Here is a 13,840-nt window from a genome sequence, read left to right as displayed (position 1 = left end):
AGGAATCCACGTGTCCAAGAGCATCGAAGTCAACGACCTCAACGTCTACTACGGCAACTTCCTCGCGGTCGAAGGCGTCTCCCTCGACATCCAGCCGCGCAGCGTCACGGCCTTCATCGGCCCGTCCGGCTGCGGCAAGTCCACCTTCCTCCGCACCCTCAACCGCATGCACGAGGTGATCCCCGGTGCCCGCGTGGAGGGTGAGGTGCTGCTCGACGGCAAGGACCTCTACGGCGCCGGCGTCGACCCGGTGCTCGTGCGTCGCCAGGTCGGCATGGTGTTCCAGCGCCCGAACCCGTTCCCCACGATGTCGATCAAGGAGAACGTTCTCGCGGGTGTGAAGCTCAACAACAAGCGGATGTCGAAGAGCGAGCAGGACGACCTCGTCGAGAAGTCGCTCACCGGCGCGAACCTGTGGAACGAGGTCAAGGACCGCCTCGACCGTCCGGGCTCCGGGCTCTCGGGCGGCCAGCAGCAGCGTCTCTGCATCGCCCGCGCGATCGCCGTCTCCCCCGAGGTGCTGCTGATGGACGAGCCGTGCTCCGCCCTCGACCCGATCTCGACCTACGCGATCGAGGAGCTGATCGGCGAGCTCAAGAACGAGTTCACGATCGTGATCGTGACGCACAACATGCAGCAGGCGTCCCGAGTCTCCGACAAGACCGCGTTCTTCAACATCGCCGGCACCGGCAAACCCGGCAAGCTCATCGAGTACGACGACACCACGAACATCTTCACGACCCCGTCGGTGCAGGCGACCGAGGACTACGTCTCCGGCCGCTTCGGCTGACCCGCACACCCTTCGGTCATCGGGCCCGTCCGTCCTCTCCCCCTCCGCCCCGGGCACAACTTCGGATGTACCGCGCGACACGCCGGCACCCGCTCCAGGGCCGCGGCGCGTCCCCTTCGGTCTCCGAAGCCGTGCACGGGTCGTGAGTCCTGCACCGACGGGGCCGTGAGGCGGATCGTCCACAGAGGGCGGACTCTGAGGTCGAGACCGGGCGGAGAGGCCGCGGCGGCGCGAATGATGGCGGGATGTGCACGGGGCGAGGGACGCAGGTGTGGACGTATGCCGCGCTCCGCGCCCGGCACCGACGACGGCAGATCGAGCGTCAGATGCGCGACGGTACCCTCGTCCGGGTGCGGCGCGGGATCTACGCGACCGCCGCTGCGTGCGTGGAGGTCGTGACCGCCGCCGCTCACGGCGGGGTCCTCGGCTGTGAGTCCGCCGCCCGGCACCTCGGGATCTGGGTGCTCGACGAGCCGGCTCTGCACGTCTGGATGCACCACGACCGTCATCAGTATCCGCACGAGGACTGCGACTGCGTGACGCACTGGGATGCCGCGAGGTCGAGCAGTGCCTTCGAGCAGCCGGGGGTGCCCCTCGTGCTCCGGCAGATCTACGGCTGCCGAGGGCCGGAGGCGTTCTTCGTCGCTCTGGAGTCCGCCCGGCGGCTCGGACTCATCGATGCGGTCGAGCTGCGCCGACTCGGTGACCGGCTCGGGCCCGAGGGGCGCGACCTCATCGCCTTCTCGCGGGCCGACGCCGACAGCGGCCTGGAATCCTTGGTGCGGCTGCGGATCCGGCGCCACGGGTGGCGCGTGCGGACACAGGTCGGCGTGGTCGGGACGGGCCGGGTAGACCTCCTCATCGACGATTGGCTCATCATCGAGACGGACGGACGCGCCAACCACGAGGAGGGCTCGCTCCGGCACCGCGATCTGGTCCGCGATGCGACCGCCGCCGGCTGGGGCCACCCCACTCTCCGCTTCGACTACGCGATGGTCCTCCACGACTGGCCCCTCGTCGAGCGCGCCATCGTCGAGACCATGCGTCGCCGTCCCTGACCCGGTCACCCCTGTGCCGTGCACAGCTTCGGAGACCGTCGACGACACGCCGGTGTCGGGGCCGGGGCCACGGCGTGTCGTCCGGCATCTCCGAAGTCGTGCCCGGGGACCCCGGAGGCTCAGTCGCGCGGGGAGAGGAGGTAGGCGTTGAGGTCGTCCGTGAGGGCGGTGTCGACGGGCACCGGCGTGCCGTCGATCGCGGTGATGGCGGTGGCGAGACGCACGCTCGACACGAGCCATGCGGCGTCGGCCCGCGTCAGATCGGCGGCGGGGATGCGGTCGTACCCGACCTCGAAGCCGCGCGCGAGGAGGTGGTCGTAGACGCTGAGCTGCGTGGTGCCGTGCAGGATCCCGCCGTTCGGGGCCGGCGTCGTGAAACGGTCGTCGAAGCGCAGGATGAGCGAGGCCGTCGGAGCCTCCAGCACGAAGCCGTCGCTCGACAGGAAGATCGCGTCGTCGGCTCCGCGGCGCTTGGCCTCGCGCAGGGCCGCCATGTTGACGGCGTAGGACAGCGTCTTGGCTCCGAGCAGCAGCCAGGGTGCCCGTTCTGCGGCGCCGAGGTCGTATCCGCGGTCGAGGGTCACGACCTTGACGCCGTTCCGCCGTACCGCGGCGAAGTCCGCCGCCGGAGCCGCCGTGACCCAGGCGGTGGGCGTCGGCCCGTGCTCGACGCCGCGACTGAGGATCAGCTTGATGACCGACTCCCCCGCCCCGAGCTGTGCGGCGGCCTGCTGGATCGCCTGCCGCCACTGCTCCTGGTTCGGCACCGGGAGGTCGCAGAGTCGCGCCGAGTGCGCAAGGCGTTCCAGATGCGGGACGACCTCCTGCGCATGTCCGTCGACGACCCCGATGGACTCGAACACACCGTCGCCGCGCTGCGTGCTCAGCTCGCCGACGCTGAGGGCGGGGGCCGCGGCGTCCACCTGCGTGAACGTGTCGGCATAGTCGGCACGCTGCTCGTCGGCGGCGACGGGATCGATCATGAGGGCGAAGCGACGGGTCATGTCACGAGCCTAGGCCGCCGGGAATACCCACCGCGTCCTCGCGTTACACTGGAGTGGCCGGGCCGCATAACCCCGGGCTCCAATTTTCGCCGCTGCGAGCGGCCTTCCGCCGAGAGGCGTTCTTGCGGCCCGGTCTTTCTCTGTCCGGACGCTGTTCCGCCCCGCTCGGACTCAGGCCAGGGCTCCGGTGCGCCACAGAACTGCCGACGCCGCGAGGTCCTGGGCATAGCTGCTCAGCCGCAGCGCCCGCGTGGTGAGCTCGCTCGCCCGGGCGGGCTCCGTGGGCTCGTAGCCGTCGGCGGTGTGCGTCGCCCCCGAGGCCTGGACCCGGCAGAACGCCGCCGCGCGCTCCAGTGCCACGGCGAAGTCGCCGCGGAAGGCGCCGCGCAGGATCGTGTCGATGAGCGCCACGAGCTCGTCCGGGCTCGCCGGCACCGGCGCCCCGGCGACCACGGCATCGGCCGACGGCAGCTCGACCCGTCCCCGGTCGTAGAGCAGGGCGGCGGTGCGTGGGTCGCCGTGGATCGCGAGCTGGAGCACGTACAGCCGCCACAGCGACCCGGGGAGAGTGCGCGACGGCGCCTTGGACCACAGCTCCGCGATCTCGTCGATGCCGTGCTCGCTCGTGAAGGCGATCAGCCGCTCGACGCTCGCCCCGCTCTCGTCCTCGCGGACGCGGGTCAGCAGCGCGGAGGCCGTGGCGTGTGCGACACGCGTCTCCTCGGCGGGATCATGGGCGCCGACGATGTTGTCGAAGGCGCTCGTCGGACGGCGCACGGGGCGATGGTGCTGCTCGGGCATCCCTCCAGGGTACGCCCCGCCTCCCGCGCTCAGGCCGTCGGGATGACGATCACCGGGTCGGTCGTGGGGAGCCCGGACGGCGATCCGCCCTCCTGCTCGACCGTGACCGCGATGGCGTCGCCGGCCTGCATCTCGCCCTCGAGGAGCGCCGTGGCCTCTCCGTCGTCGACGTCGAACACACCGGCGGCGATGGGATCCTCCCCGCGCACGAACCACAGCTCGTAGGTCTTGCCGTCCGCCACCTCGGGCAATCCGTCCGTGACGAGCACGGCCTTGCCGACCGAACCCGACCAGTGCGCCGTCGCCGTCGCGCCGTCGTCGAGCTCGACCGTCGCCTTCTGCGCGTCGCCCGCGGACTCGATCTCCTGCAGCGCGACGACGCTCTCCGGCCTGTTCAGCTGATCGTTCAGAGCCACCGCACCGATCCCGACGCCCACGAGGAGTGCGAGGCACGCGGCGAGCGCGAACGCGAGCCGGGTCCAGCGGCGAGCCGGAGCGGGAGCGGCGGCACCGGAGGCAGGGCTCTCGCCCGCGAGCTCGGGCGCGGAGGCATCGCTCTGCGGAGTCTGGGCGATCTGCGCGAGCAGAGCCGCACGGATGCCGGCGGGCGGAGCGACCGGAGCCACGCCGTCGGCGAGGACAGCGGCCGTCTCGGTGTCGGTGTCGTCCTGCGCCGCCCACTCCGGGTGCTCGGCGAGGGCACGGCGGTACCGGCGCTCGTCGTCCGCCGACAGCGCGTGGAGCGCGGCACCTGCCGCGAGTTCTGCGAAGTCCTTCTCGTTCATGCCGTCACCCCCATCGCCGTGCGGAGCCGGGCCAGCCCGTCTCTCATCCGTGTCTTGATCGTTCCGAGTGGCGCTCCCACGAGCGCCGCGATCTCGTTCTGACTGTAACCGCCGTAGTAGGCGAGGACGAGCGCCTCCCGCTGCGCCTCCGGAAGCCCGGTCAGCGCCGCCACGACCCGCTCTCCTTCGATCCCCAACTCGACCCGTTCCGCCACGCTGTCGTGCGCGACGCCGAGGTCCTTGAAGCCCGCGCGCACGTCCCGGTCCGCACTCGACTGCGAAGCCCGCACCCGATCCACGGCCCGGCGATGCGCGATGGTCATCACCCAGGTTCGTCCCTGTCCCTTGTTCGGAGCGAACCGGGAAGCGGATTGCCAGATCTCGAGGAAGACCTCCTGGAGCACTTCCTCGCTCTGCGCGCGGTTCACGAGCACGCGGAGGATGAGGCCGAACACGCGGGAGGAGAGGGAGTCGTACAGCGCCGCGAAGGCAGCCTGATCACCGGAGGCGACGCGGACGAGGAGGTCGGCGACAGCATCCTGCGGCGCCGCCCCGTCCTCGGGGACGTCCATCCCATCAATGACCATCTCCATAAGCATGCCGTATCTCCTCCCTCTTCCCGTGCAGACGTCACCCGAATGTGAACGAATACACCTCGACGCCGGTGGGGACCTCGAGCGTGAACGTGCCCTTCGCGATGTCGTCCTGCTCGAGCAGGCCGTAGGAGCGTGGCGTCCCGTCGATCCGGATCGTCTGCGCGTTCCCGTCGGCGTCGGTGACCACCACCTCGCCCGACCCCGCGACGACCATGCGCACCTCGGCCGCCCGATACTGCAACCGGATCCGCGCGTCGTCAGCGGTCGGCGTGACGTACTGCGTGTCCACGGTCCAATCGCCGTCCAGCGCGAAGCTGTCGTCGGGCTGGTCATCGGGGAAGCGGAAGCTGCCCTCGCCGCGGCGGTACTCGTCGCCACCGCCGTAGTTGATATCCTTCGAGGAGCCGAGGAAGGTCTCCCGGGTCGTGGCGCCCACCTCGGGGGTCTCGTCCTTCACGTCCGTGGCGGCGGGCAGCTCGACGTCGGGGTCGGCATCCTGCAGCAGTTCCCGGATCATCGCCTCCGTCGCGGCGTAGTTGCCCTCGCCGAAGGAGATGTGGCGGACGGTCCCCTCCGCGTCGATGAGGTAGTGCGCGGGCCAGTACCGGTTGCGGTAGTTGGTCCAGGTCGAGAGGGTGTTGTCGAGGGCGACGGGGTACTCGATGCCGAAGTCGCGGGCGCCCGCCGCGACGTTCCCCGGATCCTTCTCGAACGCGTACTCGGGCGAGTGGACGCCGATCACCTGCAGCCCGGCGTCCCGGTAGGTCTCATCCCAGGCCACGACGTGCGGGATCGAGCGCTGGCAGTTGATGCACGAGTACGCCCAGAAGTCGATGAGGACCACCTGTCCGCGCAGGTCCTTCAGATCGATCGCCTCCCCGTCCGGGGTGTTGAGCCACTGCTGGATCCCCTTGATGGACGGCGCCGTCCCGCAGGACTCCAGCTCGGTCGCGCCGTTCGTGCACTTGTCGAGGTCTTTGTTCTCGTCGTTGACCAGGCCGCCGAGGTCGAGGGCATCCTGCACCTGCTCGGAGTCGGCGATCTGCTCCTGCAGCGGTGCGGTGTAGTCCGGCAGCAGCCGCTGCAGCGCCTGGGGCACGTTGAAGACGAGACCCACGGCGAGCGCGATCATCGCGACACCGGCGGCGATCCGCAGCGCACGCTCCTTGGTCCGGAAGGCGCGGATACGCTCGATGACGCTGCGACCCGCGAGCGCGAAGACCAGCAGGGGCACGGCGACGCCGATCGCGAACGAGACGGTGAGCAGCACAGTGCCCACGCCGATCTGCCCCGTGGAGCCGGCGACGATGATGGCCGCGAGGACCGGGCCCGCGCACGGGACGAACACGGCCCCGAGAGCGAGGCCAACGCCGAAGCCGTTGCCGCGGTTCTTCACCTCGCGCTGTCCGAAGCGCTGGAACGGCCGCTCCAGGATGTGCTGGAACCGCGGCACGATGAGTCCCACCCCGATGACGACCAGCACCGCGATGCCGACCCAGCGGATGATGTCCTGCGGCAGGTTCAGCAAGCCCAGCAGGAGCGACCCGGCGAGCGTCACGAGCGTGAAGCTCAGCACGAGGCCGGCGATGACGAAGTAGGGGCGGCTGCGCTTCGCCGGCACCGCCTCCCCCTCGTAGGACGCCGACTGGGCACCGCCGGTGAGGAAGATCACCGGGAGCACGGGCAGGATGCACGGCGAGATGCCGGTGATGAGCCCGCCGAGCAGGCCGATGATGATCAGGTCCATGAGGTCCTCGTCTCTGTCGGGGGCTGTTCGCGCCGACCCCCCGGAGCGGATTGGATCGGATCCGATTTCGGAGAATCTCGAAATTCTTCCCATCCGATCCGGGGACGCTTCCGAACAGCCCTCGACGCCACGGAGAGGCCGTGGCCGGAGTTTCGAAGGAGCTCGACATGTTCAGCACCAAGAAGAAGGTCACCGCAGCAGTCACCCTGGGTCTGGCGAGCGCATTCCTGCTCTCGGCATGTTCCATGGGCAGCGGAACGAGCACGGAGGAGTCGTCGGAGCCGACGACCCCGGAGTCGTCGGAGTCGACGCCGATGGAGATGGACCCCGCCGCGAACCTCGTCGGTCCCGGCTGTGCGGCCTACGCGGAAGAGGTCCCGGACGGCGCCGGTTCCATCCAGGGCATGTCCCAGGACCCGGTGGCGGTCGCCGCCTCGAACAACCCCATGCTGACGACGCTCGTATCGGCGGTCAGCGGTGAGCTGAACCCCGACGTGAACCTCGTCGACACGCTCAACGGCGACGAGTTCACCGTGTTCGCCCCGGTCGACGACGCCTTCGCGAAGATCGACCCCGCGACCATCGAGACGCTGAAGACCGACAGCGACCTGCTGACCTCGATCCTCACGTACCACGTGGTCCCCGGCCAGATCGAGCCGTCCGACATCGAGGGCACGCACACCACCGTCCAGGGCGCCGACCTGGAGGTCACCGGCAGCGGTGACGAGTGGATGGTCAACGACGCCAACGTCATCTGCGGCGGCGTGCAGACCGCGAACGCGACCGTGTACCTCATCGACTCGGTCCTGATGCCCCCGGCTGAGTAAGCCAGGGATGGTGCCGGCGACCCGACCGGCACACGGCCTCCCCTGTTGTCAGGAGGGACACGGGGCAGGTGAAGGGGCCGTCGGCGGCTGTGGCGCCGACGGCCCCTCGTCGTGCGCCCCCTAGACTGGGAGCACGGGCCTCTAGCTCAGTTGGCAGAGCATCGGACTTTTAATCCGCGGGTCGTGGGTTCGAGCCCCACGGGGCCCACCGCATCCTCAGTCGTCGCCGCCGACGTCCCCGGCGAGCAGGTCGTCGCGGATCCCGGCGACACCGTCCGGCAGGGTCTCGCCGTGCAGCACGAAGTCCGGGGCCTCGGGGCTCCCCCCGATACCGCAGACGGCGACGTTGTCCTGACCGTCGATCGTCTCCGGGACGGCCACGAACCACACCGCCGACTGTTCCAGCCACTCAGTGGTCGCCATGTCGGCGAAGAACGTGGCGTTCGGCGAGATCGTACGGATCTTCTCGGTGCAGAGGGAGACGAGCTGCCCCTTCGCGAAGGCGCCGGCAGCCGGCGGCGACGACGACTCCGTGGGCGTCGGGGCCGTGGTCGGGACGGGCGAGGACGACGGCGTCTCCGAGGGGGTGGAGGTCACGGTCGGCGTCGGGTCCGGAGCCGGCGTGCACCCGGCGAGGACGACCAGCACCGGCAGGAGGAGGAGAGCAGGGCGGAGGCGCATGTCTGGATGGTATCGAGTCGCCGCTGCCATTCCCTCCAGCGCGGCCGCTCTGTATCACCGTCGTCCACGGCTGGCCACCCCCTGGCGATGCCCGGAGCTCCGCGAGAGGGTCGAGGAGTCCCCGGATCAGGGCGACTTCCCACCGAAAGGACGGACCATGACTCTCACCGGAAACCGCGTGGCATTCCTGGCGACGGACGGCTTCGAGGACAGCGAGCTCACGAGCCCCTGGGAGGCGGTGACCACGGAGGGCGCCAGCGCCACCCTCATCGCCCCGGACGGAGCGGCGATCACCGGCAAGAACGGCCACGAGCAGGCCGTCGACCTGAAGGCCGCCGACGCCAGCGCCGACCAGTTCGACGCGCTCGTGCTGCCCGGAGGCGTCGTGAACGCGGATCACCTCCGCATGGATCAGGCCTCCATCGACCTGGCCCGAGCGTTCTTTGAGCAGCACAAGCCCGTAGGCGTCATCTGCCACGGCGCCTGGATCCTCATCGAGGCCGGCGTCGTGGACGGCCGGACGATCACGAGCTATCCGAGCCTGAAGACCGACCTCCGCAACGCCGGGGCGAGCTGGGTGGACGAGGAGGTCGTGGTCGACGAGGGGCTCGTGTCGAGCCGCACCCCGGACGACCTCCCGGCGTTCAACGCCAAGCTCGTCGAGGAGATCGGCGAGGGCAAGCACGCAGGGCAGACGGCCTGACCCTCAGCTGACGCGCGCCCGATGGCGCCGCACGGCCGCCCGATTCGCGCACCTCACGGAGCAGAACCGCTGGCGGCCGTTGCGCGTCACGTCCGCGACGACGTTGGTGCACGGCGGCGCGTCGCAGCGCCCGAGTCGGTTCATCCCCCGGGTCACGAGGTGCAGCGCCGTGCCGAGGTTGATGATCGCGCGCAGCACGAAGGGCAGCGAGCGCACGTCGTCCCGGTAGTGCAGGTGCCAGCCCTCGTCATCGTGATTGGTGAGCCGCGGATAGGCTCCCGCGGTGGCGAGTTGATCATTGAGCAGGACGGCCCGGGCATCGGGGTCCGGCTCATCCACGATGGCCAGCCAGTCGTCTATCACGGCCCGTACCTGCGCGTGGTCGTCGGGGGCCGGCGGAAAGGTCTGCGTCATCCCCAGCGCGAGCGTGCGCTCCTCGATCCCCGCGCGGTCCTCCGGCCAGTCGTTCGCGAGGGAGGCAGCGAGGAGCACCGCATACTCGCCGTAAGGGTTGAGATGCATAAGACCATTACATCACGCTGGTCCCATGACCTCCTCCGACACCCTCCCGATCCCCCGGCTCGCCTCCCCCGCCGACACGCACGAGCACGCCTGGCTGGTCGAGTCTCGCCATCCCACCAGCGAGGGCGTCGTGCTGTACGTCCGGTGCGCGGGCTGCGACTCCCGCCGGGTCGACCTCGCCCCGCGTGCCGAGATGCCGCCGACCGCGCTGAGCCGCGCCGTGGTCACGCCGTCAGCGCGATGAGCTTCCGCACCGTGCGCAGGTTGCGCGCCGTACCGGGAACCCCGAGCGCTCGGTCGAGCACGGCTTTCGTGAGCTTGGTCGTGTGCACCCCGCCGGGGGCGTAATCGATCCACAGATCGTGTCCGACCAGAGCGAGACGCTCCCCTGGCACCAGGCGCTCGTGCAGAGCTTCGAGGGCGCCCGCGGCGGGCTCACCCTCGAGGAACATCGCGTGCACGAGGTTCAGCTCTCCCTCCGAGGAGGGCTGGGCCGCCTCGGACTCGGCGAGCTCGGCGTGCGTGCGATGGATGACCGGCGTGTCGACACCGAACTCCGCCGCGATGAGCGCCCGGACCGTCGCGCAAGCCGCCGCGGGTTCTCGCGGCGTCGCGCAGAGGATGTTGCCGCTCGCGATGTAGGTCGAGACGTCACCCAGGTCGGTCTCGGCGACGAGCAGCTCGCGCAGCCGCATCATCGGCACGCTGTTGCGGCCGCTGACGTTGACCGCGCGGAGGAGGAGGACGCTGCTACTCACGCCTTCGCGCTCTCGAGGAGCTCGGCACCGGCGTGCGCGAGCTCGGCGAGGGCCGCGGCACTGGGTTCGGGCGCGACTCCGGCGACCAGGTCGGTGAGGACGCGGACGCGGACGCCGTGCGCGATCGCATCGAGTGCGGAGGCACGGACGCAGTGGTCCGTGGCGATGCCGACGATATCCGCCGTGACGACGCCGGCCGCGCTCAGCACCGCGGCGACGGTCGCCCCGTGGTCGGTCACCCCCTCGAACATCGAGTAGGCCGGACGGCCCTGCCCCTTGCGCACGTGGTGGGTGACGCGGTCGGTCACGAGCAGCGGATCGTAGTCCGCTCCCGCGGTGCCGGCGACGCAGTGCACCGGCCAGGAGTCGGTGTAGTCGGGAGTGGCGGAGAAGTGGCCGCCGTTGTCGCCGTCGGCATCGTGCCAGTCGCGGGAGGCCACGACGACCTCGTAGTCGTCGGCGTGGGACGCGAGGTAGGCGGAGACGGCGGCGGCCACCGCGTCACCGCCCGGGACCGCGAGGGCGCCGCCCTCGGTGAAGTCGTTCTGCACGTCGACGATGAGAAGCGCTCTGCTCATGCTCCGAGCGTACGCCCCGCGGCCGAGCCCGGAGACGAGGAAACCCCCGGGACCACGAGGGTTCCGGGGGTTTTCCTGAGCCGCTTGTCAGAATCGAACTGACGACCTTTTCATTACGAGTGAAATGCTCTGCCGACTGAGCTAAAGCGGCGTGCGACGCGTGAGCGGCGCGATCACCGATATTACCCTGTCTCGCGCTCGCTCGCGAATCGAGGCGCGATCACTCGCAGCGCAGGCCGTCTTCCGGCACCACGTCTTCGAGGAGGAACGCCTCCACCGCCTCGTCGACGCAGGCGTTGCCCTTGTTGTAACCGGTGTGGCCCTCGCCCACGCGGGTGATGAGGACACCCTCGGAGAGCTGGTCGGCGAGCGACTCCGACCACTCGTACGGGGTCGCAGGATCGTTGGTGGTGCCGACGACGACGATGGGACCCGCGCCTTCCGCGGTGATCTTCTCGCGGGTGCCGGTGGGCGGATACGGCCACACCTCGCACGGGTCCGGTCCGGACCAGTACGGCGCGATGGTCGGCGCCCCGTCCGCGATCTTCTTCTCGGTGGCCGCCTCGGCCGCGGGGTCGTCCTCGACCGGGTAGTCCATGCAGTTGTACGCGCGGAAGGCCTCGGTCGAGTTGTCGATGTAGGTGCCGTTCTCCCGGCCGTTGTAGTAGTCGGCCAGGCGGAAGGCCGTCGACGGGTCCCCCTGCAGCGCCTCGTCCAGGGCCTGGGTGAGGATCTCCCAGCTGTCCTCCGAGTACAGCGCCGCGATGATCGCCGTCATCAGGGCGTCGGCGCCCATGAGCCGGCCGTCGCCGTTTTTCAAGGGCGTGCGATCCGCGCTCGCGAGCAGGGCGCCGAGATCGGCCATCGCCTCGTCCACCGTGCCGTTGAACGGGCACGAGCCGGAGTCGAGGCAGTTCTGCATGTAGGCCCGCAGCGCCGACTCGAAGCCGAGTGCCTGCGTAGCACCGACCTCGAGGCCGGGGACGGAGGGATCGATCGCTCCATCGAGCACGAGCCGTCCGGCCTTCTCCGGGTAGAGCTTGGCGTAGGTCGCCCCGAGAAACGTGCCGTACGAGTACCCGAGGTAGTTGAGCTCCTTGTCGCCCAGGACGGCACGGAGGAGGTCCATGTCGCGGGCGGCGTTGACCGTGGTGATGTACGGCAGGATCCCCTCGCTGTTGGCGTCGCACGCCTCACCGAAGGCGCGGGCCGAGTCGAGCAGCTCGGACTCCCACTCCGGGGTGCCCCGCGGCGCGGAGGGGATGCCGTAGAGGTACCCGTCCATCTCCTTCGCGTCGTAGCAGGTGACCGCGGTGGAGGCGCCCACCCCCCGGGGATCGAAGCCGATGACGTCGTAGTTCTCGATGAGCGCCGGACCGACCGCGTAGTCGAGGCTGCCCTGGATGAGGTCGACGCCGCTGGAACCGGGGCCGCCGGGGTTCGTGAGCAGCGAGCCGATCGCCTCGCCCTCGGCGCGGTGCCGCACCACGGCGAGCTCGATCTCTCCCGCGCTCGGGTCTTCCCAGTCGAGCGGCGCGGTGACGGTCGTGCAGTCGAAGCCCTGACCGCAGTCGGTCCAGTCCAGCCCCTGGGAGTAGAACGGCAGCAGATCTTCCGCGACGCCCTCGGTGTCCGGCGTCTTCTCCACGGCCGGCTTCGAGGACTGCTCCGGGATCATGGCGTACAGGCAGCCGGAGAGCGCGACCGAAGCCGCGGCGAGACCGGCGACGATCGCCGCGGTGCGACGGAAGCGGGACAGGGATCGAGTCTTCACGGTTTCCTCCCGCTCGTGACGGTCACGAGCAAACTCTCGAGTGCGAGCAGCGGGGCGACGTTGCGCTCCAGCGCCTCACGGGTCTCGGCCAGGTGGTCGAGCACGACCAGCGTGCGCTCCACACTCCAGGCGGCGGCGAGGCCGGCCACCTCGGTGTGCAGTTCGCGGTTGATGAGATCGTCACCGCGACCGTACTGCAGCATCACGACGTCGCGGAAGAGCGACTGCAGGTCGGTGAGGACCCGGTCGATGCCGTCCCGCAGACTCCGCGTCGCCCGTTTCTTCTGGTCGTCCTCCAGCGCCGACACCTGAGCACGCAGCGCCGGAGGCACCGCCTGCCCCTCGGCGACCCCGACGGTGCGCAGGAGAGCGGCGCGTTCCGCCGCGTCCCGCTCGGCGGTGAGCGCCTTGGCGTCTTCCGTCGCCGCCTGGATGATGCGCCCGGCGACCTCGACCGCGTCGTTGACGCCGCGCACCCCGATCACGGCACGGAGCGTCTCGTCGCGGCGGCGGCGTGCGGCATCGTCGGTGGCGAGACGCTGGGCCATGCCGATGTGGCGCTGCGCGTGGCGGGCGGCCTGCTCGGCGACGGCCTCGTCCACGCCCGTGCGGAGGCTGATGAGGCGGGACACGTCCGCCACGTCGGGTTCGCGGAGTCGGAGCGACCGCACGCGTGACCGGATGGTCGGGAGGAGGTCGGCCTCACTGGGCGCGCAGAGGATCCAGACGGTCTGCTCCGGCGGCTCCTCCAGCGCCTTGAGCAGCACGTTCGAGGTGCGCTCGACCATCCGGTCGGCGTCCTCGACGACGATGACCCGGTAGCGCCCGGCAGAGGGCGCGAAGTAGGAGCGTTCGACGAGGGCCCGCGCCTCGGCGATGGTGATGATCACCTTGTCAGTGCGCAGCGCCGTCACATCGGGGTGCGTGCCGGCGAGGACCTGCCGCATCGTGGCCTCGTCATCGGGCCCCTCGGCGATGAGCGCGGCGGCGAAGGCGTAGGCGAGGGTCGAGCGTCCGGAGCCCGGAGGGCCCGTGATCAGCCAGGCGTGCGAGAGCGCGGCGGGATCGGACGCGGCGGCGCGCAGCGTCTCGACGGCGGCCTCCTGCCCCCAGACGTCGGCCCAGGGAAACGGCGGGGCGAGGGTCGAGGGCATGCACTCAGCCTAATCGCGACCGCCGACGCTCCCACCACCCGCCGGGGACTGGGCCTCCCAAC

At 70.3% G+C, this 13,840-nt stretch carries 16 protein-coding genes and 2 tRNA genes; 6 read left to right on the top strand and 12 right to left on the bottom strand.

Features of this window, described 5'->3' with window-relative positions; all coding sequences use genetic code 11:
• The first annotated feature begins 10 nt into the window (after positions 1–10).
• A complete protein-coding gene (pstB, locus tag B2W79_RS07720; protein ID WP_062636281.1) occupies positions 11–790 on the top strand; it encodes a phosphate ABC transporter ATP-binding protein PstB in 780 nt (259 codons plus the stop codon).
• A 245-nt stretch (positions 791–1,035) separates the two neighbouring features.
• A complete protein-coding gene (locus tag B2W79_RS07715; protein WP_292788353.1) occupies positions 1,036–1,848 on the top strand; it encodes a hypothetical protein in 813 nt (270 codons plus the stop codon).
• A gap of 119 nt (positions 1,849–1,967) precedes the next feature.
• Here B2W79_RS07715 and B2W79_RS07710 read toward each other — a convergent pair whose 3' ends face one another.
• The 5 genes from B2W79_RS07710 to B2W79_RS07690 all read right to left on the bottom strand — a co-directional run bounded on the left by B2W79_RS07710 (position 1,968) and on the right by B2W79_RS07690 (position 6,781).
• Positions 1,968–2,852 carry an aminodeoxychorismate lyase gene (locus tag B2W79_RS07710; RefSeq protein WP_292788351.1) on the bottom strand — a complete coding sequence of 295 codons (885 nt, stop codon included), beginning with the start codon at positions 2,850–2,852 and terminating at the stop codon, positions 1,968–1,970.
• Positions 2,853–3,023: 171 nt separating this feature from the next.
• Positions 3,024–3,653: a DNA-directed RNA polymerase subunit beta gene (locus B2W79_RS07705; RefSeq protein WP_292788349.1), complete on the bottom strand. Its 630-nt coding sequence runs from the start codon at positions 3,651–3,653 to the stop codon at positions 3,024–3,026.
• A gap of 29 nt (positions 3,654–3,682) precedes the next feature.
• Positions 3,683–4,438 (bottom strand): anti-sigma factor, encoded by a 756-nt coding sequence (locus B2W79_RS07700; RefSeq protein WP_292788347.1) that lies wholly within the window; start codon positions 4,436–4,438, stop codon positions 3,683–3,685.
• Complete coding sequence (gene sigK, locus B2W79_RS07695) at positions 4,435–5,037, bottom strand: ECF RNA polymerase sigma factor SigK (protein WP_292788345.1); 603 nt, start codon at positions 5,035–5,037, stop codon at positions 4,435–4,437. The genes B2W79_RS07700 and sigK overlap by 4 nt, the downstream gene beginning before the upstream one ends.
• A 31-nt stretch (positions 5,038–5,068) precedes the next feature.
• Positions 5,069–6,781, bottom strand: coding sequence for a cytochrome c biogenesis protein DipZ (locus tag B2W79_RS07690; RefSeq protein ID WP_292788343.1), 1,713 nt, complete (start codon positions 6,779–6,781; stop codon positions 5,069–5,071).
• 167 nt (positions 6,782–6,948) lie between these two features.
• On the opposite strand from B2W79_RS07690, the gene B2W79_RS07685 reads away from it, so the two are divergent.
• Both B2W79_RS07685 and B2W79_RS07680 read left to right on the top strand, forming a co-directional pair.
• Positions 6,949–7,608: a fasciclin domain-containing protein gene (locus B2W79_RS07685; RefSeq protein WP_071328855.1), complete on the top strand. Its 660-nt coding sequence runs from the start codon at positions 6,949–6,951 to the stop codon at positions 7,606–7,608.
• A 135-nt stretch (positions 7,609–7,743) separates the two neighbouring features.
• A tRNA-Lys gene (locus B2W79_RS07680) sits at positions 7,744–7,816 on the top strand.
• 8 nt (positions 7,817–7,824) lie between these two features.
• Here the strand turns inward: B2W79_RS07680 and B2W79_RS07675 are convergent.
• Positions 7,825–8,289: a hypothetical protein gene (locus B2W79_RS07675; RefSeq protein ID WP_292788341.1), complete on the bottom strand. Its 465-nt coding sequence runs from the start codon at positions 8,287–8,289 to the stop codon at positions 7,825–7,827.
• Between the two features lie 157 nt (positions 8,290–8,446).
• Between B2W79_RS07675 and B2W79_RS07670 the strand changes: the two genes are divergently transcribed.
• On the top strand, positions 8,447–8,992 hold the full coding sequence (locus B2W79_RS07670; RefSeq protein WP_025104283.1) for a type 1 glutamine amidotransferase domain-containing protein: 546 nt from the start codon (positions 8,447–8,449) through the stop codon (positions 8,990–8,992).
• A gap of 3 nt (positions 8,993–8,995) precedes the next feature.
• Here B2W79_RS07670 and B2W79_RS07665 read toward each other — a convergent pair whose 3' ends face one another.
• Positions 8,996–9,514: a CGNR zinc finger domain-containing protein gene (locus B2W79_RS07665; protein ID WP_292788338.1), complete on the bottom strand. Its 519-nt coding sequence runs from the start codon at positions 9,512–9,514 to the stop codon at positions 8,996–8,998.
• 25 nt (positions 9,515–9,539) lie between these two features.
• Between B2W79_RS07665 and B2W79_RS07660 the strand changes: the two genes are divergently transcribed.
• Positions 9,540–9,758: a hypothetical protein gene (locus tag B2W79_RS07660; RefSeq protein WP_292788336.1), complete on the top strand. Its 219-nt coding sequence runs from the start codon at positions 9,540–9,542 to the stop codon at positions 9,756–9,758.
• Here B2W79_RS07660 and B2W79_RS07655 read toward each other — a convergent pair.
• The 5 genes from B2W79_RS07655 to B2W79_RS07635 all read right to left on the bottom strand — a co-directional run bounded on the left by B2W79_RS07655 (position 9,739) and on the right by B2W79_RS07635 (position 13,778).
• On the bottom strand, positions 9,739–10,272 hold the full coding sequence (locus tag B2W79_RS07655; RefSeq protein ID WP_292788334.1) for a DUF1697 domain-containing protein: 534 nt from the start codon (positions 10,270–10,272) through the stop codon (positions 9,739–9,741). The genes B2W79_RS07660 and B2W79_RS07655 overlap by 20 nt on opposite strands.
• Positions 10,269–10,850 carry an isochorismatase family protein gene (locus B2W79_RS07650; protein WP_292788333.1) on the bottom strand — a complete coding sequence of 194 codons (582 nt, stop codon included), beginning with the start codon at positions 10,848–10,850 and terminating at the stop codon, positions 10,269–10,271. The genes B2W79_RS07655 and B2W79_RS07650 overlap by 4 nt, the downstream gene beginning before the upstream one ends.
• 78 nt (positions 10,851–10,928) lie before the next feature.
• A tRNA-Thr gene (locus B2W79_RS07645) sits at positions 10,929–11,001 on the bottom strand.
• A gap of 69 nt (positions 11,002–11,070) precedes the next feature.
• The gene (locus B2W79_RS07640; protein ID WP_292788331.1) at positions 11,071–12,624 is read right to left on the bottom strand and encodes an alpha/beta hydrolase; all 1,554 of its coding nucleotides are present in this window, start codon (positions 12,622–12,624) and stop codon (positions 11,071–11,073) included.
• The gene (locus B2W79_RS07635) at positions 12,621–13,778 is read right to left on the bottom strand and encodes a DNA polymerase III subunit delta' (protein ID WP_071328864.1); all 1,158 of its coding nucleotides are present in this window, start codon (positions 13,776–13,778) and stop codon (positions 12,621–12,623) included. Before B2W79_RS07635 ends, B2W79_RS07640 begins: the two co-directional genes overlap by 4 nt.
• Positions 13,779–13,840 lie beyond the last annotated feature (62 nt).

Source organism: Microbacterium sp. UBA7513, from assembly GCF_002478345.1.
Taxonomy (GTDB): domain Bacteria; phylum Actinomycetota; class Actinomycetes; order Actinomycetales; family Microbacteriaceae; genus Microbacterium.
The sequence above is the reverse complement of the archived record's forward strand: the minus strand, read 5'-3'. Positions and strand labels throughout refer to the sequence as shown.

Bases quoted from the DNA above. Each gene is read 5' to 3' on its own strand.
- B2W79_RS07705 (WP_292788349.1), bottom strand. From the start codon at position 3,653: ATGCCCGAGCAGCACCATCGCCCCGTGCGCCGTCCGACGAGCGCCTTC.
- B2W79_RS07675 (WP_292788341.1), bottom strand. From the start codon at position 8,289: ATGCGCCTCCGCCCTGCTCTCCTCCTCCTGCCGGTGCTGGTCGTCCTC.
- B2W79_RS07700 (WP_292788347.1), bottom strand. From the start codon at position 4,438: ATGAACGAGAAGGACTTCGCAGAACTCGCGGCAGGTGCCGCGCTCCAC.
- sigK (WP_292788345.1), bottom strand. From the start codon at position 5,037: ATGCTTATGGAGATGGTCATTGATGGGATGGACGTCCCCGAGGACGGG.
- B2W79_RS07650 (WP_292788333.1), bottom strand. From the start codon at position 10,850: ATGAGCAGAGCGCTTCTCATCGTCGACGTGCAGAACGACTTCACCGAG.
- B2W79_RS07715 (WP_292788353.1), top strand. From the start codon at position 1,036: ATGTGCACGGGGCGAGGGACGCAGGTGTGGACGTATGCCGCGCTCCGC.
- B2W79_RS07685 (WP_071328855.1), top strand. From the start codon at position 6,949: ATGTTCAGCACCAAGAAGAAGGTCACCGCAGCAGTCACCCTGGGTCTG.
- B2W79_RS07690 (WP_292788343.1), bottom strand. From the start codon at position 6,781: ATGGACCTGATCATCATCGGCCTGCTCGGCGGGCTCATCACCGGCATC.
- B2W79_RS07660 (WP_292788336.1), top strand. From the start codon at position 9,540: ATGACCTCCTCCGACACCCTCCCGATCCCCCGGCTCGCCTCCCCCGCC.
- B2W79_RS07670 (WP_025104283.1), top strand. From the start codon at position 8,447: ATGACTCTCACCGGAAACCGCGTGGCATTCCTGGCGACGGACGGCTTC.
- B2W79_RS07710 (WP_292788351.1), bottom strand. From the start codon at position 2,852: ATGACCCGTCGCTTCGCCCTCATGATCGATCCCGTCGCCGCCGACGAG.
- B2W79_RS07635 (WP_071328864.1), bottom strand. From the start codon at position 13,778: ATGCCCTCGACCCTCGCCCCGCCGTTTCCCTGGGCCGACGTCTGGGGG.
- B2W79_RS07665 (WP_292788338.1), bottom strand. From the start codon at position 9,514: ATGCATCTCAACCCTTACGGCGAGTATGCGGTGCTCCTCGCTGCCTCC.